24 protein-coding genes are annotated in these 24,087 nt (G+C 59.9%); 3 read left to right on the top strand and 21 right to left on the bottom strand.

The features are described 5' to 3' along the window. Window positions 1-196 precede the first annotated feature (196 nt). The 6 genes from ispH to murJ all read right to left on the bottom strand — a co-directional run bounded on the left by ispH (window position 197) and on the right by murJ (window position 7,681). Complete coding sequence (ispH, locus tag BLO50_RS05200) at window positions 197-1,144, bottom strand: 4-hydroxy-3-methylbut-2-enyl diphosphate reductase (RefSeq protein ID WP_090249388.1); 948 nt, start codon at window positions 1,142-1,144, stop codon at window positions 197-199. A gap of 147 nt (window positions 1,145-1,291) precedes the next feature. Continuing rightward, the gene (gene fkpB, locus BLO50_RS05205) at window positions 1,292-1,744 is read right to left on the bottom strand and encodes an FKBP-type peptidyl-prolyl cis-trans isomerase (RefSeq protein WP_090249391.1); all 453 of its coding nucleotides are present in this window, start codon (window positions 1,742-1,744) and stop codon (window positions 1,292-1,294) included. Then, window positions 1,737-2,246, bottom strand: coding sequence for a signal peptidase II (gene lspA / locus BLO50_RS05210; protein WP_090251262.1), 510 nt, complete (start codon window positions 2,244-2,246; stop codon window positions 1,737-1,739). Before lspA ends, fkpB begins: the two co-directional genes overlap by 8 nt. Window positions 2,247-2,253: 7 nt before the next feature. Then, a complete protein-coding gene (gene ileS / locus BLO50_RS05215) occupies window positions 2,254-5,085 on the bottom strand; it encodes an isoleucine--tRNA ligase (RefSeq protein ID WP_090249394.1) in 2,832 nt (943 codons plus the stop codon). Window positions 5,086-5,133: 48 nt separating this feature from the next. Further along, window positions 5,134-6,060 carry a bifunctional riboflavin kinase/FAD synthetase gene (gene ribF / locus BLO50_RS05220; protein ID WP_167354432.1) on the bottom strand — a complete coding sequence of 309 codons (927 nt, stop codon included), beginning with the start codon at window positions 6,058-6,060 and terminating at the stop codon, window positions 5,134-5,136. Between the two features lie 76 nt (window positions 6,061-6,136). Next, window positions 6,137-7,681, bottom strand: a complete 1,545-nt coding sequence (murJ, locus tag BLO50_RS05225) for a murein biosynthesis integral membrane protein MurJ (protein WP_090249400.1) — start codon at window positions 7,679-7,681, stop codon at window positions 6,137-6,139. A 179-nt stretch (window positions 7,682-7,860) separates the two neighbouring features. On the opposite strand from murJ, the gene rpsT reads away from it, so the two are divergent. Next, on the top strand, window positions 7,861-8,139 hold the full coding sequence (gene rpsT, locus BLO50_RS05230) for a 30S ribosomal protein S20 (RefSeq protein ID WP_090249403.1): 279 nt from the start codon (window positions 7,861-7,863) through the stop codon (window positions 8,137-8,139). A gap of 155 nt (window positions 8,140-8,294) precedes the next feature. On the opposite strand, the gene BLO50_RS05235 is transcribed toward rpsT, so the two are convergent. The 5 genes from BLO50_RS05235 to rplU form a co-directional block, all read right to left on the bottom strand. Next, entirely contained in the window at window positions 8,295-8,759 is a 465-nt protein-coding gene (locus tag BLO50_RS05235; RefSeq protein ID WP_090249406.1) for a CreA family protein, read from the bottom strand. A gap of 152 nt (window positions 8,760-8,911) precedes the next feature. Beyond that, window positions 8,912-10,030 carry a glutamate 5-kinase gene (gene proB, locus BLO50_RS05240; RefSeq protein WP_090249409.1) on the bottom strand — a complete coding sequence of 373 codons (1,119 nt, stop codon included), beginning with the start codon at window positions 10,028-10,030 and terminating at the stop codon, window positions 8,912-8,914. A 68-nt stretch (window positions 10,031-10,098) separates the two neighbouring features. Beyond that, complete coding sequence (cgtA, locus tag BLO50_RS05245; RefSeq protein ID WP_090249412.1) at window positions 10,099-11,322, bottom strand: Obg family GTPase CgtA; 1,224 nt, start codon at window positions 11,320-11,322, stop codon at window positions 10,099-10,101. A gap of 175 nt (window positions 11,323-11,497) precedes the next feature. Beyond that, window positions 11,498-11,755 (bottom strand): 50S ribosomal protein L27, encoded by a 258-nt coding sequence (rpmA, locus tag BLO50_RS05250; protein ID WP_085584170.1) that lies wholly within the window; start codon window positions 11,753-11,755, stop codon window positions 11,498-11,500. Window positions 11,756-11,794: 39 nt separating this feature from the next. Then, window positions 11,795-12,106, bottom strand: coding sequence for a 50S ribosomal protein L21 (gene rplU, locus BLO50_RS05255; protein WP_090249415.1), 312 nt, complete (start codon window positions 12,104-12,106; stop codon window positions 11,795-11,797). A gap of 260 nt (window positions 12,107-12,366) precedes the next feature. Between rplU and BLO50_RS05260 the strand changes: the two genes are divergently transcribed. Together BLO50_RS05260 and BLO50_RS05265 are read left to right on the top strand one after the other, a co-directional pair. Further along, window positions 12,367-13,335 (top strand): polyprenyl synthetase family protein, encoded by a 969-nt coding sequence (locus BLO50_RS05260; RefSeq protein ID WP_090251265.1) that lies wholly within the window; start codon window positions 12,367-12,369, stop codon window positions 13,333-13,335. A 158-nt stretch (window positions 13,336-13,493) separates the two neighbouring features. Beyond that, window positions 13,494-13,721, top strand: a complete 228-nt coding sequence (locus BLO50_RS05265; protein ID WP_090249418.1) for a PA4570 family protein — start codon at window positions 13,494-13,496, stop codon at window positions 13,719-13,721. 75 nt (window positions 13,722-13,796) lie between these two features. Here BLO50_RS05265 and bamJ read toward each other — a convergent pair whose 3' ends face one another. The 10 genes from bamJ to ettA all read right to left on the bottom strand — a co-directional run bounded on the left by bamJ (window position 13,797) and on the right by ettA (window position 24,072). Further along, window positions 13,797-14,414: a BamJ family beta-barrel-assembly machinery protein gene (gene bamJ / locus BLO50_RS05270; protein ID WP_090249420.1), complete on the bottom strand. Its 618-nt coding sequence runs from the start codon at window positions 14,412-14,414 to the stop codon at window positions 13,797-13,799. 61 nt (window positions 14,415-14,475) lie between these two features. Further along, a complete protein-coding gene (locus tag BLO50_RS05275; RefSeq protein ID WP_090249423.1) occupies window positions 14,476-14,622 on the bottom strand; it encodes a DUF2256 domain-containing protein in 147 nt (48 codons plus the stop codon). Then, a complete protein-coding gene (locus BLO50_RS05280; protein WP_090249426.1) occupies window positions 14,619-16,154 on the bottom strand; it encodes a cryptochrome/photolyase family protein in 1,536 nt (511 codons plus the stop codon). The genes BLO50_RS05275 and BLO50_RS05280 overlap by 4 nt, the downstream gene beginning before the upstream one ends. Next, window positions 16,151-17,551, bottom strand: coding sequence for a 3'-5' exonuclease family protein (locus tag BLO50_RS05285; protein ID WP_244152838.1), 1,401 nt, complete (start codon window positions 17,549-17,551; stop codon window positions 16,151-16,153). The genes BLO50_RS05280 and BLO50_RS05285 overlap by 4 nt, the downstream gene beginning before the upstream one ends. A 4-nt stretch (window positions 17,552-17,555) precedes the next feature. Further along, entirely contained in the window at window positions 17,556-17,861 is a 306-nt protein-coding gene (locus BLO50_RS05290) for a DUF6482 family protein (protein ID WP_090249432.1), read from the bottom strand. A gap of 139 nt (window positions 17,862-18,000) precedes the next feature. Further along, window positions 18,001-18,495 (bottom strand): TIGR00645 family protein, encoded by a 495-nt coding sequence (locus BLO50_RS05295; RefSeq protein WP_090249435.1) that lies wholly within the window; start codon window positions 18,493-18,495, stop codon window positions 18,001-18,003. Between the two features lie 202 nt (window positions 18,496-18,697). Beyond that, window positions 18,698-19,039 carry a PA4575 family protein gene (locus tag BLO50_RS05300; protein ID WP_090249438.1) on the bottom strand — a complete coding sequence of 114 codons (342 nt, stop codon included), beginning with the start codon at window positions 19,037-19,039 and terminating at the stop codon, window positions 18,698-18,700. Between the two features lie 198 nt (window positions 19,040-19,237). Beyond that, on the bottom strand, window positions 19,238-21,700 hold the full coding sequence (locus BLO50_RS05305; RefSeq protein WP_090249440.1) for a Lon protease family protein: 2,463 nt from the start codon (window positions 21,698-21,700) through the stop codon (window positions 19,238-19,240). A 230-nt stretch (window positions 21,701-21,930) separates the two neighbouring features. Then, window positions 21,931-22,257, bottom strand: a complete 327-nt coding sequence (locus BLO50_RS05310; RefSeq protein ID WP_090249442.1) for a TraR/DksA family transcriptional regulator — start codon at window positions 22,255-22,257, stop codon at window positions 21,931-21,933. A 147-nt stretch (window positions 22,258-22,404) separates the two neighbouring features. After that, window positions 22,405-24,072 carry an energy-dependent translational throttle protein EttA gene (gene ettA, locus BLO50_RS05315; RefSeq protein ID WP_090249445.1) on the bottom strand — a complete coding sequence of 556 codons (1,668 nt, stop codon included), beginning with the start codon at window positions 24,070-24,072 and terminating at the stop codon, window positions 22,405-22,407. Between the last annotated feature and the right edge of the window lie 15 nt (window positions 24,073-24,087).

Raw genomic sequence — 24,087 nt, forward strand, 5'->3', positions numbered from 1 at the left:
ATCTAAGCCTAATCTTCGACGTACGCCCCCACACTCATCACACCGATTGATCGCGACTGCACGTATCAGAAAAAATTGGAATGGCGCGTTGATGCACTGACTATCAGAAGTTCCATAACACTCCCAAATGCAGAATATCAGGGATGCTCAGATGGAACATATGGACTACATTGTGAATATACTAAGGGATTGAAGGTTACTGCCTTGCAATTACCCTTAACTCCTTCGGCATCGAAAACGTCACATTCTCAGGCCGCCCCAGCAACTCTTGTGCGCCAGTTGCGCCCCATTCGCTTAGCTGCTGTATCACTCCTTGCACCAGCACCTCCGGTGCAGATGCACCCGCAGTAATACCAATCCCTGCAACTCCCACAAACCACTCCTGCTTGAGGTCCTCTGCGCCATCAATGAGATAGGCCGGGGTTCCCATGCGCTCCGCCAGTTCGCGCAAGCGGTTGGAGTTGGAGCTGTTGGGGCTGCCTACTACCAGTAGCACGTCGCATTCTGCAGCGAGTTGTTTGACAGCGTCCTGGCGGTTCTGGGTGGCATAGCAGATGTCGTCCTTACGCGGGCCACCGATAGCGGGGAATTTGGCGCGTAGGGCGTCGATGACTTTGCTGGTGTCGTCCATCGACAGGGTGGTCTGAGTGACGAAAGCCAGTGCCTCTGAGTTACGTACCTGCAACTCGGCGACGTCCGTTTCGTCCTCTACCAGGTAGATGGCGCCGCCGTTGCTTGCGTCGTACTGGCCCATGGTGCCTTCGACTTCCGGATGACCTTCGTGGCCGATCAGGATACACTCGCGCCCCTCTCGGCTGTAACGCACCACTTCCATATGCACCTTGGTTACCAGCGGACAGGTGGCGTCGAATATCTTCAGGCCGCGGCGCTCTGCTTCAGCGCGCACGGCCTGGGAGACACCATGAGCACTGAAGATAACGATGACATCGTCAGGAATCTGATCCAGCTCTTCGACGAAGATCGCTCCACGCGAACGCAGGTCTTCGACCACAAATTTGTTGTGCACCACTTCATGGCGCACATAGATCGGCGGACCGAAGACCTCCAGCGCGCGGTTGACGATTTCAATGGCGCGGTCGACGCCGGCACAGAAGCCGCGGGGATTGGCGAGTTTGATATGCATGGCGGGTATCTCGACGGTAGGCCTTGCGGACTAGTGTACGGCGCGGCCGCACGCACTGGGGAAGCAATCTGTATAAGCCGCCGTGATCGCGAGGATCACGCGGGAACACTCAAGGCGAAAGCCGCTCCCACAGGAGCGGGCTACACCCTAGAGCGCTTTGACCTCAATAATCTCAACATCGAAGCTCAGCGCCTTGCCGGCCAGCGGGTGATTGAAGTCGATGGTCACCTGACTGTCGTCAAAAGCTTTGACCACACCCGGCAGCTCGGCATTGGCGGCATCATTGAAGATCACCAGCAGGCCCTCAGACAGCTCCATATCCTGAAACTGGCTGCGCGGCATGACCTGGATATTCTGTGGATTGCCCTGACCAAAGCCCTGCTCCGGACTGATCGACAGGCTGCGTTTATCGCCCGCCTTCAAGCCGTAGATGGCCTGCTCAAAGCCAGGTAACAGGTTGCCATCGCCGACCTTGAAGGTGGCGGGCTTTTTATCGAAGGTGCTGTCGACCACATCGCCATTGTCCAGCTTGAGGGCGAAATGCAAGGTCACTTCCTTGTTCGGACCGATTCGCAGCTCTTGGATGAGAGGGTCAGTCATGAGCGGTTTCTCCGGACTTCTCACTTTTGAACATATCCAGCGCCAGCAGGATGGCACCGCCGGTAATCGCCATATCGGCCACGTTGAAGGCCGGGAAATACCACTGCTGATGCCAGTGCAACAGGATGAAGTCGACCACATGACCAAACACCACGCGGTCGACTAGGTTACCCAGCGCGCCGCCGAGCACCAACGCCAAGGCCACCGCAAGCCAGGTTTCGCCTGGTTTGAGGCGCTTGAGCCAAACCACCAGCACCCCGCTCACCACCACGGCAATCGCAGCGAAGAACCAGCGCTGCCAGCCCGCCGCATCTGCCAGGAAGCTGAACGCCGCGCCAGTGTTGTAGGCCAGGGTCCAGCTGAAGTAATCCGGAATAATCACGATCTGCTGGTACATGCTCAGGTTGTTGTCGAACCAAAACTTGCTCGCCTGATCGACCACAAACACCAGCAGGCTCAGCCACAACCAGGCCAAACGCCCAAAACGACTGGCGTTAGACATGCCGTTATTACGCATAGTGACGAACCTCGCCCGCGCCTTCGATGTTGTCCACGCAGCGACCGCAGATTTCCGGATGTGCCGGCTTCACGCCAACATCCTCACGGTGGTGCCAGCAGCGGGCGCACTTGGCGTGACCGGACTTCAGCACTTTCAGCTTGAGCCCCGCCACTTCGGTTACCACGGCATCGCTCGGCGCGCTGCTGAGCGGAGCCAGGCTGGCGGTGGAGGTAATCAACACGAAGCGCAGCTCATTACCCAACTTGTTCAGATCTCTGATCAGGCTGTCTTCGGCATACAGGGTGACTTCCGCCTGCAGGTTGCCACCGATGGCCTTGGCGGCGCGCAGGTTTTCCATTTCCTTGTTTACCGCGACCTTGACCGCCATCACGCGCTCCCAGAACGCACGGTCCAGCTCGAAGCCTTCAGGCAGCTCGCTCAGGCCCTGATACCAGCCATTGAGCATTACCGATTCGTTGCGCGCGCCCGGCAGGTATTCCCACAGTTCATCGGCGGTGAACGACAGCACCGGGGCGATCCAGCGCACCAGGGCTTCGGCGATATGGAACAACGCGGTCTGGCAGGAGCGACGCGCCACGCTGTCGGCGGCGGTGGTGTACTGACGGTCCTTGATGATGTCGAGGTAGAAGCCGCCCAGCTCCTGCACGCAGAAGTTGTGCACCTTCTGGTACACGTTCCAGAAGCGGTAGCTGTCGTAGGCCTCTTCGATTTCGCGCTGCAGCAGCAAGGCGCGATCTACGGCCCAACGGTCCAGCGCCAGCATGTCTTCAGTTGGCAGCAGGTGTTGCGCCGGATCAAAACCGCTGAGGTTGGAGAGCAGGAAGCGTGCGGTGTTGCGGATACGCCGGTAAGAATCGGCGCTGCGCTGCAGGATGACCTTGGACACGGCCATCTCGCCCGAATAGTCGGTAGACGACACCCACAGGCGCAGGATATCGGCGCCCAGGCTGTCATTCACTTCCTGCGGCGCAACCACGTTGCCCAAGGACTTGGACATCTTGCGGCCGTTCTCATCGACCACAAAACCGTGGGTCAACAGCTCCTTGTACGGTGCATGGCCATCGATGGCAGCGCCGGTGAGCAGGGAGGAATGGAACCAGCCGCGATGCTGGTCGGAACCTTCCAAGTACAGATCGGCGCGTGGGCCAACAGCGTGACCAAGCGGATGGGAGCCGCGCAGCACATGCCAGTGAGTGGTGCCGGAATCGAACCAAACGTCCAGGGTGTCGCTGATCTTGTCGTAGTCGGCCGCTTCGTCGCCGAGCAGCTCAGCAGCGTCGAGTTTGAACCAGGCCTCGATGCCTTGCTGCTCGACGCGCTTGGCCACTTCTTCCATCAACTCGGCGCTGCGCGGGTGCAGCTCGCCCGTAGCCTTGTGCAAGAAGAACGGGATCGGTACACCCCAGTTACGCTGACGCGAGATACACCAGTCCGGGCGGCCGGCAATCATGCTGTGCAGGCGCGCCTGGCCCCAGGCCGGTACAAACTCAGTCTGCTCGACGGCGTCCAGCGCACGGCGACGCAGCGAGCTGCCATCGCTGATGACCTTGTCCATACCGACGAACCACTGCGCAGTGGCGCGGTAGATCAGCGGGGTCTTGTGCCGCCAGCAGTGCATATAGCTGTGTTGGATAGCCTCGTGCTTGAGCAACGCGCCCGCTTCGTCCAGCTTGGCGACGATGGCCGGGTTGGCTTTCCAGATAAACTGACCGCCAAAGAACGGCAGGTCGCTGACATACACGCCGTTGCTCTGCACTGGGCTGAGGATGTCGTCATTGCTCATGCCGTAGCCTTTGCAGGAACGGAAGTCGTCCTCGCCGTAGGCCGGGGCCGAGTGCACGACGCCGGTACCGGCGCCCAGTTCGACGTACTCGGCCAGGTAAACCGGGGCGAAACGCTCATAGAATGGATGGCGGAAGCGGATCAGCTCCAGCGCAGCGCCCGGAGCAGTGGCAATGACTTCGCCTTGCAGGCCATAACGGGCCAGGCAGCCTTGCACCAGTTCTTCGGCCAGCAGCAGCAGGCGCTCGCCGGTGTCGACCAGTGCGTAGGTAAATTCAGGGTGAACGTTCAGCGCCTGGTTGGCCGGGATGGTCCACGGCGTGGTGGTCCAGATCACGATGGAAGCCGGCTTCGGCAGGCTGGCCAGGCCGAAAGCGGCGGCCAGTTTGTCGGCATCTTCAACCACAAAGGCCACGTCGATGGCATCGGACTTCTTGTCCTGATACTCGACTTCCGCTTCGGCCAGCGCCGAGCCGCAATCGAAGCACCAGTTGACCGGCTTCAGGCCCTTGAACACAAAGCCCTGCTTGACCATCTCGGCCAGCACGCGGATTTCGCCGGCTTCGTTGGCAAAATCCATGGTCTTGTACGGATTATCCCAATCGCCCAGCACGCCGAGGCGGACGAAGTCGGCCTTCTGCCCTTCGATCTGCTCGCCGGCATAGGTGCGGCAGCGCTCGCGAGTCAGGTCGGCTGGCTGATTCTTGCCAAAGGTGGTTTCCACCTTGTGCTCGATCGGCAAGCCATGACAGTCCCAGCCCGGTACATAAGGGGCGTCGAAGCCGGCCAGGGTCTTGGAGCGGGTGATGATGTCCTTGAGGATCTTGTTGACCGCATGACCGATGTGAATGCTGCCGTTGGCATAGGGCGGGCCATCGTGCAGAACAAACTTCGGCCGGCCTTCGCCTTGCGCGCGCAGCTTCTGATACAGGCCAATCTCGTTCCAGCGCTGCAGAATCTGCGGCTCGCGCTGCGGCAGGCCGGCCTTCATCGGAAATTGGGTATCAGGCAGATTAAGCGTGGCTTTGTAATCGGTCATTTCAGGCTCTTCGTAAGCGATTGGCACCCAGCAGTTGAAGCCGGGTGCTTAAACGCGCCAATGGGCACGGGCGGCAGCAATATCGGCAGCAATTGCCATCTTCAATGCCTCAAGGGAGGCGAAACGCTGCTCATCGCGCAGCTTGTGGTGGAAAGCCACCGTCAAACGCCGGCCATATAAATCACCGGCAAAGTCCAGCAAATGCACTTCCAGATGGGCGCGGCCGTCGCCTGCAACACTCGGGCGCACGCCGATATTGGCAACGCCCGGCCAAGTTTGGCCGTCGATCTCGGTACTGACCAGATACACGCCCTTAAGCGGCACCCGCTTGCGCTTGAGCTGCACATTGGCGGTCGGCGCATTCAGCTGGCGGCCGAGTTTTTGCCCGTGCAACACCCGCCCGGCGATCTGGAAGGGCCGCCCGAGCAAGTGCTGCGCCAAGGCAAAATCACCGACATCAAGGGCTTCACGCACCCGCGTACTGCTGACGCGAATACCGTCCAGCTCAACCGTACTGGCAGCTTCAACGCTAAAGCCTTCACGCTCACCGGCTTCGGCCAAAAAGGCAAAATCGCCGGCGCGGTCACAACCAAAGCGGAAGTCATCACCCACTTCCAGGTGCTGCACACCCAAGCCTTCCACCAGCACGCGATGCACGAACTCGGCAGCGCTCAGCTCACGCAAGCGGCGGTTGAAACTCAGGCACAGCACCCGATCAACGCCTTCAGCGGCCAGCAATGCCAGCTTGTCGCGCAACCGCGCTAAGCGTGCCGGCGCGGCATCGGGAGCAAAAAACTCACGCGGCTGCGGCTCGAAAATCAACACGCAACTGGGCACACCGAGCTCGGCGGAACGCTCACGCAAACGCGCCAAAATGGCCTGATGACCACGATGGACGCCGTCGAAATTACCGATGGTGGCGACACAGCCCCGATGCTGGGGCCGCAAGTTGTGTAGGCCTCGAACCAGCTGCATAACGCGCTTCTTGCTCATAAAGTGGCCGATTATACGCACACCGAGCAGCGGACAACAGGCAGCAAATCAGCCGCCGTCAGAGCGCGCTGCGGCGAGCAAAATCCTTCAAACGGAACCCCAGCAGCACCAACACGGCCAAATAGGCCAACATACCAACCCCCACCAGCCCACCCAGGCGCAGCAAACGCCAGAGCATAGTACTGTCCGCCCAAGCTGGCAGCTGCTGCATAGCCAGCAGTAACACCGCCACCATCGCCAGCAGCGCCAGCAAAAGCTTGCCGAGGAACAACGCCCAACCCGGCTGTGGCTGAAACATGTCGCGTTTGCGTAGCTGCCAGTACAACAGACCAGCATTCAGACAGGCGGCAAGACCGATGGCCAAAGCCAAACCGGCATGCGCCAAGGGAATTACAAAGATAAACAGCACATTCATCGCCTGGGTCGCCAACAATGTCACCAGACCGATACGCACCGGGGTTTTGATGTTCTGCTGAGCATAAAAGGCCGGCGCGAGAATTTTCACCAGAATGATGCCGACCAGGCCCAGCGAATAAGCAATCAAGGCCCGCTGGGTCATCAAGGTATCGTCAGCGGTGAACTTGCCATACTGGAACAGCGAGGCGATCAACGGCTCGGAGATAATCGCCAACGCCACCGCACTGGGCAACGCCAACACCAGACACAGACGCAAGCCCCAGTCGAGCAGCTTGGAGTAGTCCTCGCGGTTGGCGCCCGAATGGGTTTTCGACAAGGCTGGCAGCAAAATGGTCCCCAGCGCCACACCGAGCACACCAGCAGGCAACTCCATCAAGCGATCGGCGTAATACATCCAGGACACGGAGCCGGCGACCAGAAAGGAGGCAAAAATCGTATTGATGATCAGCGAAATCTGGCTGACCGACACCCCGAAGATCGCCGGCCCCATCTGCTTCATCACGCGCCACACGCCTGTGTCCTTGAGGTTCAGACGCGGCAGCACCAGCATGCCGATCTTGTGCAAATGCGGCAGTTGGAACAGCAACTGCGCCAGCCCCCCCACCAGCACCGCCCAGCCCAGCGCCATGATCGGCGGATCGAAATAGGGGGTCAGAAACAGGGCAAATACGATCATGCTGACGTTGAGCAGAGTCGGCACAAAGGCCGGCACCGAGAACCTGTTCCAGGTATTGAGCACCGCCCCCGCCAACGAGGACAGGGAGATCAGCAAGATATAAGGAAAGGTCACCCGCAGTAGGTCGGTGGTCAGCTCAAAGCGCTCCACCTCATCGGCGAAACCAGGGGCGGAGGCCCAGACAAGCCACGGCGCGGCGAGAATGCCAATAAAGGTTACCAGCGCCAGCACCAGCGTCAGCAGACCTGTCACGTAAGCGAGAAACGTGCGCGCCGCCTCATCGCCCTGCTGGGTTTTATATTCGGCCAGAATCGGCACAAAGGCTTGAGAGAACGCGCCCTCGGCAAAAATCCGCCGCAGTAGATTGGGCAGCTTGAACGCCACCACAAAGGCGTCCGAGGCCACGCCAGCGCCGAAGGTGCGGGCAATGATGGTGTCGCGCACAAAGCCCAATACACGCGAAAGCATGGTCATGGAGCTGACGGCGGCCAACGACTTGAGCAAATTCATGTAGTATCCCGGCTCCGCAAACAAGCACTGGCGCGCAAAGGCGACGAGTGTAGCGGTCTGCCGCTGGTCAGGCCAGCGTAGGGAAAAGCCAACAGGCTTGACAGCACTCCCTCATATCGGCATGATTCGCGGCCTTATTTGTTTGTAACCCCCAGAATTTTTCTTCGAGGAGCTTGACGGTGGCCAATACACCTTCTGCCAAAAAACGCGCAAAACAGGCTGAGAAGCGTCGTAGCCATAACGCCAGCCAGCGCTCGATGGTTCGTACTTACATCAAGAACGTCGTCAAGGCTATCGAAGCCAAAGACGCTGCTCTTGCAGCTACTGCTTACATCCTGGCTGTGCCGGTAATCGACCGTATGGCCGACAAAGGCATCATCCACAAGAACAAAGCCGCTCGCCATAAGAGCCGCCTCAATGGCCACATCAAGGCCCTGAGCGCTGCTGCAGCCGCCTAAGCTGTTGGCGACATGCTACTCGTTCTTGAAAAACCGGCTTAACCGCCGGTTTTTTATTGCTCGCAATAATTGCCGGCGCAGCCTGCAACGCCCAGAGGCAGTCGCCATGAGTGGCAGGCCACAAAAAAGCCCGAATCGCTTCGGGCTTTTTTGACTCAGGGCTTTTGCGGCCAGGGCAGAATCGGAATGGCCGTCACCGCATTCTGCGGACTCCCCTCGATTACCCGATCGCTGTAGACCAGATAAACCAGGGTATTGCGCTTCTGATCGAAGAACCGCACGACCTGCATGGTTTTGAATACCAGCGAAGTACGCTCACGAAAGACCTCTTCACCCTCCTTGAGCTTCTCGATAAAGCTAATCGGCCCAACCTGGCGACAGGCAATCGACGCCTCGGCGCGATCCTCAGCAAGACCCAAACCACCCTTGACTCCACCGGTCTTGGCCCGTGACAGGTAGCAGGTCACGCCCTCCACCTTAGGGTCATCAAACGCCTCGACGACGATCTTGTCGTTCGGCCCCATAAACTTGAAAACCGTCGACACTTCACCGATCTGCTCGGCCGCCACCAACCCAGGCAACAGCACAAGCGCACCCAGCAATCCCTTTACCACTCGCATCAGCTTTCCCTCAAAACCCATTCAAAGTCTCGCGAGCTAGAGCCATGCAAGGCAAAAACAAGCGAGGAAGCGGAGTGTACTTTTGTACATGAGCATTCTGAGCCTGTTTTTAACGCAGCGGGGCCGACGCGCAGCAGGCTTTGTGCAGGTTTTCAAATCAGGATCAAATTATCCCGATGAACCAACTCTGGCTCATCAACATAACCCAGCAGCCTCTCGATGGCATCCGACGACTGACCGATGATCTTTTGCGCTTCAAGCGCACTGTAGTTAGCCAACCCACGGGCAATCTCGCGACCATCCGCCGCCACGCAGACCACCATCTCTCCGCGACGAAAGCTACCCTGCACGGCCTTTACGCCAACTGGCAACAAACTCTTGGTACCGGTCGCCAGCGCCGTGACCGCACCATCATCCAGCACCAGGGTGCCGCGCGTCTGCAGATGCCCGGCGAGCCACTGCTTACGCGCTGCCAGCATGCCGCGCTCAGGCGCCAGCAGCGTACCCAGGCGCTCACCTGCCTTGAGCCGCGCCAGCACCTGCTCGATGGCACCACCAACGATTACCGTATGAGCACCGGAACGCGCCGCCAAACGCGCCGCGCGCAGCTTGGTCTGCATACCGCCACGCCCGAGCGCGCCACCCACGCCACCCGCCACAGCATCCAGCGCTGGATCATCAGCGCGAGCCTCGAAAATCAGCTCGGCATCGGGGTTATGCCGCGGATCGGCGTTATACATGCCGTCGCGATCAGTAAGAATAACCAACAGGTCGGCCTCGACCAGATTGGCTACCAGCGCAGCCAGGGTGTCGTTATCACCAAAGCGGATCTCATCGGTAACCACGGTGTCGTTCTCGTTGATCACCGGCACCACATCCAGATCCACCAGCGTGCGCAGCGTGCTACGCGCATTCAGGTAACGCTTGCGATCAGACAGATCGTCATGAGTCAGCAGAATCTGCGCCGTGCGCCGGCCATGCTCGGCAAAGCTCGACTCCCACGCCTGAATCAGCACCATCTGGCCAATCGCCGCCGTAGCCTGCAACTCATGCATGGCGCTCGGTCGCACCACCCAACCCAGCTTGCTCATGCCCGCCGCCACCGCACCGGAGGACACCAACACCAACTCAACACCCTGCTCACGCAGCGCGACCATCTGCTTGACCCACACCGCCATCGCCGCACGATCCAGACCACGACCATCAGCGGTCAGCAGCGCACTGCCAATCTTCACTACCCAGCGCTGCGCACCGGTTACCTTGTCACGCATGATCTTCCAACCTTAGCCGCGACCTGTGATTACAAAAACGCCGCAATTAAGCGGCGTTTTGTAGTTGCTTAATCCCGGACGTAAATGATTTCCGGGCCATCGTCTTCGTCTTCTTCATCCCAGAAGCTGTCGTCTTCATCGACATCACCGACTGCTTTGACTCCGGAACGACGCAGCGCGCGCTTGTCGTCCAGCGCCTGCAGCTGAGCGCGCGCTTCGTCCTCGATGCGCGTATCCAGCTCGGCCAACTCGGCGGCGTACTCTGGGTTTTCCTGAATGCGCTCAGCGCGCGCTTCAAGGAAGTCCATGATGTCATAACAGAGCTTCTCAGTGCCCTGGCGCGCCAGTGCAGAAATCACATAAACCGGCCCAGTCCACTCGATCCGCGCGACGATTTCAGCAATCCGCGCTTCCTGCTCTTCATCGAGCATCTGGTCAGCCTTGTTCAGCACCAGCCAGCGCTCACGCTCAGCCAGCGACGGACTGAACTTGGTCAGCTCATCAATAATGGTGGCGGCCGACTCGGCCGGATCGGTCAGATCCAACGGTGCCATATCGACGAGATGCAGCAACAGACGGGTACGCGACAAATGCTTGAGGAAGCGGATACCCAAGCCAGCACCGTGGGAAGCACCCTCGATCAGCCCTGGAATATCGGCAACCACGAAGTTTTTGTAGCGATCGACACTGACCACACCCAGGTTTGGCACCAGCGTGGTGAAGGGATAGTCAGCGACTTTCGGCTTGGCGGCCGACACCGAGCGAATGAAGGTACTCTTGCCGGCATTCGGCAAGCCCAGCAGACCGACATCGGCCAATACCTTCAATTCCAGCTTGAGATCGCGCGACTCGCCCGGCTTGCCCGGCGTGGTTTGCCGCGGCGCACGGTTGGTACTGGACTTGAAGCGGGTGTTACCCAGACCATGCCAACCGCCCTGCGCCACCATCAAACGCTGACCAGCGCGAACCAGGTCACCAATCACCTCCTGAGTACCGGCATCGATCACCGTGGTACCAATCGGCACCGGCAGGATCAGATCCTCACCCTTGGCACCGGTACAGTCGGTGCTGCCACCCTTCTCACCATTCTGTGCCTGGAAACGACGGGTATAGCGGTAATCCACTAGGGTATTGAAGTTCTCGACCGCCTCGATATACACCGAGCCACCGTCACCGCCATCACCACCGTTGGGACCGCCCTTCTCGATGAACTTTTCACGACGAAAAGCCATCATGCCGTTACCGCCGTCGCCGGCTTTTACAAAAATCGATACTTCATCGACGAATTTCATTTTTACGCCTCCCGCAATCACGCGGGTCATCTAAACCGAGAAACACCAGGTTCTTGCAAAATTGACCTGCATTCAAATCGAACGCTAACACCCAGGACAGTTTGGCAAGAACCCCAAGAATACAGAAACAAAAAAGCCCCGTCGCAAGGACGGGGCTTTCCCAGCAGTCGCGCTATTAAGCCGCAACGACGCTCACGTAACGGCGGTTGAACGCGCCTTTTACTTCAAACTTGATCACGCCTTCGATTTTCGCGAAGAGAGTGTGATCTTTACCCATGCCAACGCCGTAACCGGCGTGGAACTGGGTGCCGCGCTGACGCACGATGATGTTGCCTGCTTTGATAGCCTGGCCGCCATACATCTTCACGCCAAGGCGTTTGGCTTCTGAGTCGCGACCGTTGCGGGTACTACCGCCAGCTTTTTTGTGTGCCATGAGTTCAATACTCCTATAAAGGGATCAGACCGAAACGAATCAGGCCTGGATACCGGTGATTTTGATCTCGGTGTACCACTGACGGTGGCCCTGGCGCTTCATGTGGTGCTTACGACGACGGAACTTGATGATGGTGACCTTGTCGTGACGACCTTGAGCGATCACTTCAGCAACAACTTTGGCACCTTCAACAACCGGAGCGCCGATTTGAACGTCGTCGCCATTGCCGACCAGCAGAACACGGTCAAAAGTCACAGCTGCGCCAGTGGCCAGCTCGAGTTTTTCGACCTTGAGGAATTCGCCTTCGGTGACTTTGTATTGCTTGCCACCAGTAACAATTACTGCGTACATGGTAAATCTCCGTTAATCCTGCTCACCCAGCGCTTTATAGGAATAAGTGTCGGCTGGCATGGCTGCTTGGGGCCTTCAAGGACACCCTTGCAATTGCGTAAGGCAGGGAAATACCCAGGGGGAAGTTCAGGGTGCGCGATTGTACGCAAGCAGCCAGCGCGACGCAAGGCCCCGACACCCAGAGTACCAGCCTCTTGCCTTGACAGCCCCTACCCTGCCCCCTAGCATGCCGCGCAACCCATGAGTAGCAGGTGCAAGCGATGCAACCCCAGGCTTTCTACCGCGTGGTGGCGGATGACTTTACCGCCGTCGACGGCATCATCCGCGCCCAACTGGTGTCGCGCGTACCGCTCGTAGAGAAGATCGGCGACTATATTATCTCCGCCGGCGGTAAGCGCCTGCGTCCGCTTCTGGTTCTGCTCAGCGGCAAGGCCCTGGGCATTGAAGGCGACAACCTGCGCCTGCTCGCTGCCACCATCGAATTTCTGCACACCGCCACCTTGCTGCACGACGATGTAGTCGACATGTCCGACATGCGCCGCGGCCGCAGCACCGCCAATGCCCAGTGGGGCAACGCGCCAAGCGTGCTGGTCGGCGACTTCCTTTATTCGCGCTCGTTCGAAATGATGGTCGAACTGGGCTCCATGCCGGTGATGAAGATCCTGTCCAAGGCCACCAGGGTGATTGCCGAGGGCGAAGTGCTGCAGCTGTCGAAAATTCGCGACGCCAGCACCACCGAAGAAACCTATATGGAAGTCATCCGCGGCAAGACTGCGATGCTCTTCGAGGCCTCGACCCATAGCGCCGCCGCACTGGCCGGCGCCAACGCCGAACAGACCGAAGCGCTGCGCACCTTTGGCGACCACCTCGGCGTGGCCTTCCAACTGGTCGACGACCTGCTCGACTACCGTGGCGATGCCACCACCCTGGGCAAAAACGTCGGCGACGACCTGGCCGAGGGCAAGCCAACCCTGCCGCTGATCTACACCATGCGCGAAGGGACGCCTGAACAAGCTGCACTGGTACGCCAGGCGATCCAGAAAGGCGGCATCGAAGATCTGGAAAGCATCCGAAATGCCGTAGAAGCGGCTGGTGCATTGGACTACACCGCGCAGCAAGCGCGCGACTTCGCCGAGCGCGCCATCGCTTGCCTGGATGCACTGCCGCCCAGCGAATACCGCGACGCACTGATCGAACTCAGCCGCTTTGCCGTAGCCCGCACGCACTAAAGCTGCCTAGGACAGACAAAAGCCCGCCCATATGGCGGGCTTTTTATTACCTGCGATCCACAGCAATCACACTGCGCGACGAAAGGCAGCGATTAATCCTTGCTATAAATATAATAAGAATTATTCTCATCTAGCCACTTGAAAGGGAGATGTGAGTCATGACCTATCTGATCGATGCCTGGCTGGACCGCCCGCAGCCGTATCTACGCATTCTCAATCGCAACACCGGCGAGGTTTGCGCCCTGCTTAAGGAAGATGCCCTGGATGAGCTGCGTGATCAGGGCGACCTTGATCTGCACGAGCTAAATTCCAGCGAGCCGCTGGTGCTTAAAGAGTTGGTGCGTAATCTGTTTCTCTACTGCTACGCCCGGGCGTTGCGCCCCTGAAACGCATCGCGGGCATGGCCCGCTCCTACATCAAGTAAGAGCGCACCATGCCCCTGAAGGTAAACCGACTGAGCGTTAGAGAACGTCCAGCAGCTCCACATCAAAAACCAGCACGCTGTGCGGCGGGATGCTGCCAACACCTTGCTCGCCGTAAGCCAGCTCGCTCGGCACGTACAGGCGCCATTTGCTGCCGGCATTCATCAGCTGCAGGGCTTCGGTCCAACCGGCGATCACGCCGCCAACCGGAAACTCGGCAGGCTGGCCACGATCGTAAGAGCTGTCGAATACAGTGCCGTCGATCAGGGTGCCGTGGTAGTGGGTGCGCACTGTATCTTCGCGAGAAGGCTTGGCACCTTCGCCGGCGGTCAACACTTCGTACTGCAGGCCAGAAGCCAGAACGGTGATGCCGTCACGCTTGGCGTTTTCAGCGAGGAACGCCAGACCCGCACCGGCCGCCGCTTCGGCCTTGGCAGCCGCTTCGGCTTGCATGATGTCACGGATGACTTTGAAGCTAGCGGTCAGTTCTGCTTCACTGACGCGGCTTGGCTGGCCGGCGAAGGCATCGGTGATACCGGCGATGATGGCATCCAGGCTTGCACCCGGCGGCGGGTTGTCGCGCAGCTGACCACCCAGCTGACGGCCAATGCCGTAGCTGACGCGGGTTTCGTCAGTCGAGAGATTGAGTTCGGACATAGCACGGCTCCGCTAGGGGCTAAAAAAGGTCGGCCAGCCTAGCACAAACCGCCTGACCGCCCTACCCGCCTGCCGTACCCTTGCGATGACGCCGACAGCGCTCGGAGCAGTACTTCACCTCATCCCAGCAACGCGCCCACTTCTTGCGCCAGGTGAAGGGCAGGCCACACACCGCACAGGTTTTGACCGGCAATTCGGCCTTTTTCACAGGGCATCGCCCGCATCCAGCCGCGCCAACAACTGCTCGCCGCGCGCCCACAGCCCCTGCTGCTTGGCATCGCTCATCTTGTCCAAACCGCGATAGATCATGCCCAGCCGATGGTTACCGGACAGCTGCTCGCGGTGACGCATGAGGAAATGCCAGTACAGCGCATTGAACGGGCAAGCCTGCTCACCCACACTTTCCGTGACCTTGTAGGCGCAGTCGCCGCAGTAGTTGGACATCCGTTTGATGTACTGACCACTGGCGCAATAGGGCTTGGAGCCCAGATAACCGCCATCGGCGTGCATGACCATGCCCAGGGTGTTGGGCAGCTCGACCCAATCGAAGGCATCCATGTACACCGCCAGGTACCAGTCGCAAACCTGGCTGGGCTGGATACCGGCCAGCAGGGCGAAGTTGCCGGTGACCATCAGCCGCTGGATGTGATGGGCATAGGCATGCTCCAACGTCTGGCCGATGGCCTGACTCATGCATTTCATGCGGGTTTTACCGGTCCAGTAGAACTCCGGTAGCGGCCGAGTGTTGCCGAAGGCATTGCGCTCGGCGTACTCCGGCATGTGCATCCAGTAGATGCCGCGCACGTATTCGCGCCAACCAATCAACTGCCGGATAAAGCCTTCCGCAGCATTCAGCGGCACCTGACCACGCCAGTAGGCTGCCTCGACATCAGCACACAGCCTTCTTACATCCAGCAGACCAATATTCAGCGCCGCGCTGATCCGCGCATGAAACAGAAACGGCTCACCGACCGCCATGGCGTCCTGATAATCGCCAAAGGCCGGCAGGGCGAAATCGAGAAAGTGCTGCCACAGCGCTTCGGCGTCGGCGTGGGTCACTGGGTAATCAAAGGACGCCAGGCTCCCGTAGTGATGACTGAAGCGCCCGGCCACCAGCACCAGCACGTCCTGGGTAATGGCGTCCGCCGAGAAGCGTGCCGTCATCGGCGCCTTGATCTGCTTGGGCAGTGCCTTACGGTTTTCCGCATCAAAGTTCCAGGCACCGCCCACCGGGGTACCGTCACCATTGAGCAGCAAACCGGTCTTGCGGCGCATCTCGCGGTAGAAAAACTCCATGCGCAGCTGTTTGCGCCCCTCGGCCCACTGTACAAACTCGTCACGACCACAGATAAAGCGGCTGTCGGCATGCCAGGTGATCGGCACGCCGCTGCGCTTCAACTGATCTTCCAGCCGCCACTCACCACACTCGGTGACATGCACTTCAGTCGCCTGCAACTGCGCGACCCAGCGCTGCAACTCTCCCGGCAGCGAGCCGCTGTTGTCCGGGTCGTCCAGTGCTACGTACTGCACGCGCCAACCATGCTCGCGCAATGCCTCGGCAAAGTGACGCATGGCACTGAAGATCAGCGCGATTTTCTGCGGGTGGTGCGGCACATAGTCCGTTTCGGCGGCCACCTCTGCGAGCAACACCGCGTCCTGCTGCGGGTCCAGAGCCTGCAGACTGGGCAGATCGAAAGACAACTGATCACCCAGTATCAGGGCGAGCCGGCGAGTGGTCATAACACAACAACCTCGGTGTTTGGGCAGCGCCGTAAATGGCTCAGCACAATGTGGTAGGCATCCAGACTGAATGCCTGGGATGGCTGCTGACTGACGGAATGAAGCAAGGCCGGGTCATCAACCGTGGCCAGGTAGCGCCACTGATCCAACACATGCCACTGCGAGAGCCCATGTTCAGGATCACGCTCAACCAGCGCGACAGTCCCCGGCCAGGGCCATGCCACCGTACGCAGCTGTTCGCAGGCGGCCAGCAGCCGGGCATCATGCGCCGCACGAGGTTCTTGCCCGCAGCAGGCGCCCTGACAGCCCCCCAGTTGAGTAGCAAAGCACGCGCCCATGCCCGCCTCCAGGCCGATCAGACGTAAACACAACTGATACTTGCGCGCCTGGCTGCGCAGCCAGTCCTGAGCCTGACGCCTTGAGCGGAATAAACCGACACTGCTGTCAATCGGTGCGTGGGCGTCGACAGCCTGCAATGCCAGCTGCCAACCGCCCGGAGACTGGCTAAGGCTCCACGTCAGCAGTTCACGCTGGCGCCGCAGTTGCCGGTTATACAACGGCAAAAGCCGCTTGACCTCCGCAGCCTCCAGCAACAGCGCACCCAGCTCGCCGGCCGTAGGCTGCACGCGCACCTCACGGATCTGCTGAGCCACCTGCAGGCTTCGACGACTGTTGTGATCATTCTGGAAATGCGATTGCACACGCTGACGCACATTACGGCTCTTACCGATGTACAGCAGCGCCTGATTGTCGCCATAAAAGTAGTAAACCCCCGGCCGCGCAGGCAGCGCTTGCAATCGCTCAGCACTGAGGAACCGAGGAACTGCCGCTTTGCGCAGCTGGCGTTGCACCTGAACGTCCAGTAGCTCAGCGGGCACCTGCGCCAACAAACTGGAGAGCAACTGCCAAACGGCATCGGCGTCCGGTAGTGCGCGATGACGGAAGAAACGCCGGATCTGTTGACGCTCACACAGCGCCTCCAGACTGTAATCCGGTAAATCCGGCCAGGCGGCACGCGCGAGCCGCACGGTGCACAACTGCCGGTAACGCACCGACAGGCCTGCGAGGGTGAAGGCCCGCCGCAAAAATGCATGCGCCACACGCAGGTTGTGCCCGACCACCACCCGCCCTTCCAGCAACCGGGACAGCTCGCCAGCAATCTCGGCAAACACAGGCTGCTCGTCCAATTCTGCCGGTAATACACCTGACAGCCGCGAAACAGTGCGGGGCAGCGCACAAGCGGGCCTTAACAACCAGGAGTGGCGCGCCACCACCGAACCCGCATCGACCTGCAACACGGCAACTTCCCAGATGCAGTCCTTGTCAGGATGCATGCCGGTGATTTGCACATCGATAACAGCCAGCGGGCGAGCAAGCAGCGGGGTTGGGGGGTTCAAGGCATTACCAGGACGAATTGAAGGAAATCGGTACGCGCAGGGTGTCCTGGGTGCCGTCCTGCATGCCGCACATCTCGTCATGCACCACCGCGTGCACCAGGTGGAACGGGATACGCGGCAAGTCGTGCAGCAGGTCACGCGCATGCTCAACAGAGCGCAGGTGCAAGGTTTTGCCTTGGCCATCGTTGAGTGGATGGACCCGACCATCCATATGCGCTTCCAACAAGTAGATGCCGCCCTCAATCGAGATCAGGTTGAGGGCGTCGATATTTCCAGAATGGGCATGCTGTGAAAGCTCTTGAAGATTCATGGCTACGTCCTCGGGCAAGCAAAGTTATACAAAAATCTATGCAAATACAATTCTTGTACAACACAGCAAAAGCACAAGGCACAAACCAAACCGCCCGTCCGTTTTGCAACGGCCGGGCGGCAGGTCCAGCGGCAAACGATCAGTGATCGTGCTTGGTGAGCTTGTCCAGGTAGCCCATGGCAAACGCCGAGAGCACAAAGGCCATATGGATGATCACGTACCACATCAGCTTGGTATCGGGGATGTTCTGCGCATTCATGAACACTTTGAGCAGATGAATGGAGGAGATCGCCACAATGGAAGCCGCCACTTTCATCTTCAGCGAGCTGGAATCCATCTTGCCCAGCCAGCTGAGCTTCTCGGTGCCTTCCTTGATATCCAATTGGGAAACGAAGTTCTCGTAACCGGAGATCATCACCATCACCAGCAGACCGCCCACCAGCGCCATATCGATCAGCGACAACAGCACCAGAATCAGGTCTGCTTCAGCCATGGCAAAGACGTTGGGTAGGATGTGAAAAACTTCCTGAAAGAACTTCAGTGCCAGCGCCAACAGGGCCAGCGACAGGCCGAAATAGATGGGCGCCAGCAGCCAACGCGAGGCATACATGGCATTTTCGATAATGCGTTCCATAAGGACTCACTCAGGGTTCAAGACTGCCGGCGAGTATACCCAGCGCCCCCGCCCAGACAACCCTGGCGTGTGGCAATCAAGGCTCGTTGCAGTTATCCCCGACAACTGTGGATAACCTTGTGGGCAGGCTCAGGATGAATGACTGCACGCTTGCACGACAGCGGCTTACAGAAGGCTGATCAGAAACTCGCCAGACGCCTGCTCAGGTGTCTGGATGGCGCTGGCAGTCGCGCAGTGGATGGCCACGATCACCGTTTAGGCGACGCAACTCCGCCTGGATATGCAGGCGCCAGATCGGCACATCAGCGGCTTGCTCATAGCCCATGCCCTGCAGGTTTTCAGCGATATCGACAAGGATGCTTTCAGCAGCAAAAGCCCCGTGGAATGGGCCTTGTGCCTTAATCGTGGAAGGCTGCGCCCCAGCCATGCCTGCCGCACAAATCAGCGTCCAAAGGCCGTTGTTACCGGCCAGCGGCAACACCACGCATTCAATACGGGTGTCCAGGCCCAAGCAGTGACGGGTGAGATTGAGGCTGCGCACCATGGCGACGACCCTCTCAGGAGCAGGTCTTCAGCCTACACCCGAGCGAGCGCCACTGGGAAGCCAACAGTTATCCCCGCTTGCTGTGGATAACTGTGTGGATGAAGTGAGGAAAAGCCGGCCTGAGCTAGGCGCACGGGCCGGCGGCGCAATTCGCTCAGTGACTGACCAGCCACCGGGCGAATTGTCGCAGCCGGGCGGTCATTCAGCCGCCGGCTTTTTCGCCCGTGGCTTCTTCTCCTTGGCCGCAGCAGCCGGTTCTTCCTTCTTCGGCTCCTCTTTGTCGTCCTCTTCCATGCCCATGGCAGCGATATCACGCAGGCGTTCAACCACCCGCGCATTGACGCTGCCCGCCGGGAACTGGCCCTGCTCATTCGGTGAACCGGCATCCGCGCCGACCAGCAGGCTCAGCGCCTCATCGACCTGGCGCACAGCATAGATATGGAACTGCCCAGCACGTACCGCCTGTAGCACCCGCTCATCAAGCATCAGGGTGGTGACGTTGGAGTGTGGGATGATCGCGCCCTGCTCCCCTGTCAGGCCGCGCGCTTCGCAGAGGCGGAAGAAGCCTTCGATCTTCTCGTTGACCCCACCCACCGCCTGCACTTCACCGAACTGGTTGATTGAGCCGGTAATGGCGAAGCACTGCTTGAGCGGCGTTCGCGACAAGGCCGAGATCAGCGTGCAGACCTCACCGAGGGATGCGCTGTCACCGTCGACATAGCCGTAGGACTGCTCCAAGGCGATGCTCGCGGAGATTTCCAAGGGGAATTCCTGGGCGTAACGGCTACCCAGGTAGCCGGTGAGGATCATCACGCCCTTGGAGTGGATCGGCTGGCCGAGATTCACCTCGCGTTCGATGTCGACGATGCCGCTGCCACCCGGATACACCGTGGCGGAAATCCGCGCCGGTACACCGAAGGCCGAATCGCCGACTTCCAGCACGGTCAGGCCGTTGCACTTGCCCACGGCCGCGCCGGCGGTGTCGATCAGGATGATACCGGCCAGCATGTCGTCGATGATACGCGCCGATACGCGACCCGTGCGGGTGGCCTTGGCCTTTAGCGCGCGCTCGATATGCCCGGCGTCGGTCACTTCGTCACCGGCCAGGCTGCGGATAAAGTCAGCTTCGCTAACCAGCTGGAACAGGTCACCAATACGCGCCGACAAACGTCCCTGATGCTCGGCCAGGCGCGCGCTGTAGGTCGCCACCCGCGCCACGGCCGCCGCAGTCAGCGGCGCCATGCCCTCTTCCGAGGTGCGGGTCTTCATCAGCTGGGCGAACTGCTCCAGGCTGTCGTCGGCCAGCGGGATGTCTTCATCGAAATCGACCAGGACGCGGAACATCTCCTGGAAGTCCGGATCGAGGTCCTGCAGCGTGTAATAGAGCTGACGCGAGCCGATGATCACCACCTTGAGGTGCAGCGGAATCATCTGCGGGGTCAGGGTCACGGTGGCAATGCGGCCGAGATCGCCCAATGGCGACTCCATCTTCAGCTGGCGCGATTGCAGGGCGCGCTTGAGCGCATCCCAGACAAACGGCTCGCCGAGCATCTTCTCTGCTTCAAGAATCAGAAAACCGCCGTTGGCACGGTGCAACGCTCCGGGGCGCAGCTGGCGGTAGCTGGTGTAGAGCGCGCCCTGGTCAGTGTTGTATTCGATACGACCAAACAGGTTGTCATAGGTCGGGTGCGGCTCGAACACCACAGGTGCGCCACCCTGGGCGTGGTGGCCGACTACCAGGCTCGGGCAGTACTGCTCTTCGAGCAGCTTGCGGGTTTGTGCATCGGCCTTCTCTACCTCGACCAGTTGATCAACCACGGTTTTCAGCAGATTGACCTGAACCGCCTGCAGGTAGGCGCAGACCCCGGCGTTTTCCGCGTACTTCTGCGACAGCGGCGCGAGCAGCGGCTGCAGGGCAATGGTGATGGTTTCTTCATTGAGCTGACGCAGCAGGTTGCTCGACTCGCGCTTCCACTGCGGCAGGCTGGACAGCTCCTCGTTGAGGCGCTCTTCCAGGGTGGCGATATCGGCATGGAAGCGCTCGCGCTCGGCTTCCGGCAGCTGGGCAAACTCGGCTTCATCCAGCGCCTTGCCATCGAGCATCGGGGTAAAAGCGATATTGCTGCTGTCACGATAGAGGGCGACGCTCTTTTCCAGCGACAGACGCTCGACCACATCCAGCGCCTGGTCGTAGCGCTTGTTGAAGTCGCGGTCGATGGCATTTTTCTTCTGCTGGAACGAGGGGTGCTCGAACACCGCCGGGAAGGTCGCCAGCAGGTTATCAATCAGGCCGTTGATGTCGGCGAGAAACTCGCCAGCAGTGCCGGACGGCAATTCCAGTGCACGCGGCTCGCGCGGCTCGTCAAAATGGTTGACGTACACCCGGTCAGCCGGGGTCTCCAGGCGCTTGGCTTCAGCCTTGAGGTAGCGTTTGACGAAGGAGAAACGCCCGGTACCGGGCTCGCCCATGACAAACACGTTGTAACCGGGGCGCGGCATCGCCACGCCGAACTGCAGTGCTTCGACGGCGCGTTCCTGGCCCAATACGCCACGGAAGGGTTCAAGGTCTTCGGTATTGGTGAAGTTGAACTGCTCAGGGGAAAAGGGACGGGTAAGTGCTTCAGGTGCCAACCGCAAATGGGCTGCGACGGAGTCTGGCATTGGAAATCCTTGGACGGGGGCCTGGTGGAAATCATGGCCGCATCGGCCCGCATCCACAAGCCAAAAGGCGCGTCCTGACTCGGCAAATCTCGCCAAGTGCCACACCACTGCACCCGCGCTTAGCAGAGCGTGGCTGACGGTACGTCATCACGCTGCCGGTCGTGGCGTCGACTAGCCGGCGCAAACGCAACTTCGCGGAGGGATTGCTGCCCGCCGATGTAGACGCGCATTCAACGTTCGCGCGCATCGGCACAGGCCAGACAACACTCTGCCGCGGGCATCACCTGTAACCGCGCCGCACTGATGGCCTCACCGCAGCGCAAGCACAAGCCGTAACGCCCCTCAGCCAGGCGCAGCTTGGCGAGGCCGACTTGGCGCAACCCGGTCTCGGCTTCGGCCAGCAGCGTCTGTAGCACGTCATCGTTTTGCCGCTGCTGCGCCTGCTCGGCAAAACCTGCCGAATGCATACGCGCCAGATCCTGGCGGATCGCATTGGCGCGGGCGCTGTATTCGTTTACCAAGGTGTACAGGGCGATATGGGGGTCGAAAGCAGGCATGAAGGCAGTCCTCGGGAGCGCTGCATTCAGTGTGCTCCCGTGCTGGCGCCAAACACTGTCGCAGATCAGTACTTGCTCACGCGCTGCACGCGGAGCCGGCAAACAAAAACGGAGCCTTTCGGCCCCGTTTTTTTATTGCAACCTGGCTTACTGCGCCAGCTTCTTGTAACGCACGCGGTGCGGCTGCGCAGCTGCGTCGCCCAGGCGTTTTTTACGATCCGCTTCGTACTCGGTGTAGTTGCCCTCGAAGAACTCGATATGCGAGTCGTCTTCGTACGCCAGGATGTGGGTCGCCACGCGATCCAGGAACCAACGATCGTGAGAGATCACAATGGCGGCGCCCGGGAAGTCGAGCAGCGCTTCTTCCAGCGAACGCAGGGTTTCCACGTCGAGGTCGTTGGACGGTTCGTCCAGCAGCAGCACGTTGGCGCCCTCTTTCAGGGTCAACGCCAGGTGCAGACGGCCGCGCTCACCACCGGAGAGGTCCTTGACGAACTTCTGCTGGTCGCCACCCTTGAAGTTGAAGCGCCCAACATAGGTGCGCGACGGTACTTCATAGTTGCCGATCTTGATCATGTCGGAACCACCAGACACGGCTTCCCACACGGTTTTGCTGCCGTCGAGATCGTCGCGGCTCTGGTCCACGCAGGCCAGCTGCACGGTTTCACCGATCTCGATGCTGCCCGAGTCCGGCTGCTCCTTGCCCATCAGCATGCGGAACAGGGTCGACTTACCGGCACCGTTACCGCCGATCACGCCGACTATGGCGCCCTTGGGCATGCTGAACGACAGGTTATCGATCAGCGCGCGGTCGCCGTAACCCTTGCTGACATTAACGAAGTCGATGACCTTGTCGCCCAGACGCGGGCCAACCGGGATGTAAATCTCGTTGGTCTCGCTGCGCTTCTGGAATTCCTGCGACTGCATTTCTTCGAAACGCTGCAGACGCGCCTTGGACTTGGACTGACGGGCTTTGGCGCCTTTGCGCACCCACTCCAGTTCTTCCTTCATGGCCTTTTCATGGGCCGACTGCTGCTTGGATTCCTGAGCCAGACGATCCGATTTGGCTTCCAGCCAACCCGAATAGTTGCCTTCGTAAGGAATACCGGCGCCGCGGTCGAGTTCGAGAATCCAGCCGGCGACGTTATCCAGGAAGTAACGGTCGTGCGTGATCGCGACCACGGTGCCTGGGAAGTCGTGGAGGAAGTGCTCCAGCCAGGCCACCGAGTCGGCGTCCAGATGGTTAGTCGGTTCGTCGAGCAGCAGCATGTCGGGGGCCGACAGCAGCAGACGGCACAGGGCCACGCGGCGCTTCTCACCACCGGACAGGTGTTCAACCTTGGCGTCCCAGGCCGGCAGACGCAGGGCGTCAGCGGCGACTTCCAGCTGACGCTCGAGGTTGTGGCCGTCGCTGGTCTGCAGAATGGCTTCCAGCTTGGCCTGCTCGGCGGCCAGCTTGTCGAAGTCGGCATCCGGCTCGGCATAAGCGGCGTAGACCTGATCCAGACGCGCCTGGGCGTCCTTGATCTGGCTCACGGCCTCTTCAACCACTTCGCGCACAGTTTTGCTCGGGTCGAGCTGCGGTTCCTGCGGCAGGTAGCCGATATTCAGCTCCGGCATCGGACGGGCTTCGCCGTCGAACTCGGTGTCGACGCCCGCCATGATTTTCAGCAGGGTAGATTTACCCGAGCCGTTGAGGCCGAGTACGCCGATCTTCGCGCCTGGGAAGAACGACAGGGAGATGTTCTTGAGGATTTCCCGCTTCGGCGGTACGACTTTGCCGAGCCGATGCATGGTGTATACGTATTGAGCCATGATGACCTTGGTTCT

It is taken from the genome of Pseudomonas peli, from assembly GCF_900099645.1.
Taxonomy (GTDB): Bacteria; Pseudomonadota; Gammaproteobacteria; order Pseudomonadales; family Pseudomonadaceae; genus Aquipseudomonas; species Aquipseudomonas peli.

What these genes read in the sequence shown, in the direction of transcription:
- ispH (WP_090249388.1), bottom strand. Translation starts at nt 1,144, where the DNA reads ATGCATATCAAACTCGCCAATCCCCGCGGCTTCTGTGCCGGCGTCGAC.
- fkpB (WP_090249391.1), bottom strand. Translation starts at nt 1,744, where the DNA reads ATGACTGACCCTCTCATCCAAGAGCTGCGAATCGGTCCGAACAAGGAA.
- lspA (WP_090251262.1), bottom strand. Translation starts at nt 2,246, where the DNA reads ATGTCTAACGCCAGTCGTTTTGGGCGTTTGGCCTGGTTGTGGCTGAGC.
- ileS (WP_090249394.1), bottom strand. Translation starts at nt 5,085, where the DNA reads ATGACCGATTACAAAGCCACGCTTAATCTGCCTGATACCCAATTTCCG.
- ribF (WP_167354432.1), bottom strand. Translation starts at nt 6,060, where the DNA reads ATGCAGCTGGTTCGAGGCCTACACAACTTGCGGCCCCAGCATCGGGGC.
- murJ (WP_090249400.1), bottom strand. Translation starts at nt 7,681, where the DNA reads ATGAATTTGCTCAAGTCGTTGGCCGCCGTCAGCTCCATGACCATGCTT.
- BLO50_RS05235 (WP_090249406.1), bottom strand. Translation starts at nt 8,759, where the DNA reads ATGCGAGTGGTAAAGGGATTGCTGGGTGCGCTTGTGCTGTTGCCTGGG.
- proB (WP_090249409.1), bottom strand. Translation starts at nt 10,030, where the DNA reads ATGCGTGACAAGGTAACCGGTGCGCAGCGCTGGGTAGTGAAGATTGGC.
- cgtA (WP_090249412.1), bottom strand. Translation starts at nt 11,322, where the DNA reads ATGAAATTCGTCGATGAAGTATCGATTTTTGTAAAAGCCGGCGACGGC.
- rpmA (WP_085584170.1), bottom strand. Translation starts at nt 11,755, where the DNA reads ATGGCACACAAAAAAGCTGGCGGTAGTACCCGCAACGGTCGCGACTCA.
- rplU (WP_090249415.1), bottom strand. Translation starts at nt 12,106, where the DNA reads ATGTACGCAGTAATTGTTACTGGTGGCAAGCAATACAAAGTCACCGAA.
- BLO50_RS05260 (WP_090251265.1), top strand. Translation starts at nt 12,367, where the DNA reads ATGCAACCCCAGGCTTTCTACCGCGTGGTGGCGGATGACTTTACCGCC.
- BLO50_RS05265 (WP_090249418.1), top strand. Translation starts at nt 13,494, where the DNA reads ATGACCTATCTGATCGATGCCTGGCTGGACCGCCCGCAGCCGTATCTA.
- bamJ (WP_090249420.1), bottom strand. Translation starts at nt 14,414, where the DNA reads ATGTCCGAACTCAATCTCTCGACTGACGAAACCCGCGTCAGCTACGGC.
- BLO50_RS05280 (WP_090249426.1), bottom strand. Translation starts at nt 16,154, where the DNA reads ATGACCACTCGCCGGCTCGCCCTGATACTGGGTGATCAGTTGTCTTTC.
- BLO50_RS05290 (WP_090249432.1), bottom strand. Translation starts at nt 17,861, where the DNA reads ATGAATCTTCAAGAGCTTTCACAGCATGCCCATTCTGGAAATATCGAC.
- BLO50_RS05295 (WP_090249435.1), bottom strand. Translation starts at nt 18,495, where the DNA reads ATGGAACGCATTATCGAAAATGCCATGTATGCCTCGCGTTGGCTGCTG.
- BLO50_RS05300 (WP_090249438.1), bottom strand. Translation starts at nt 19,039, where the DNA reads ATGGTGCGCAGCCTCAATCTCACCCGTCACTGCTTGGGCCTGGACACC.
- BLO50_RS05305 (WP_090249440.1), bottom strand. Translation starts at nt 21,700, where the DNA reads ATGCCAGACTCCGTCGCAGCCCATTTGCGGTTGGCACCTGAAGCACTT.
- BLO50_RS05310 (WP_090249442.1), bottom strand. Translation starts at nt 22,257, where the DNA reads ATGCCTGCTTTCGACCCCCATATCGCCCTGTACACCTTGGTAAACGAA.
- ettA (WP_090249445.1), bottom strand. Translation starts at nt 24,072, where the DNA reads ATGGCTCAATACGTATACACCATGCATCGGCTCGGCAAAGTCGTACCG.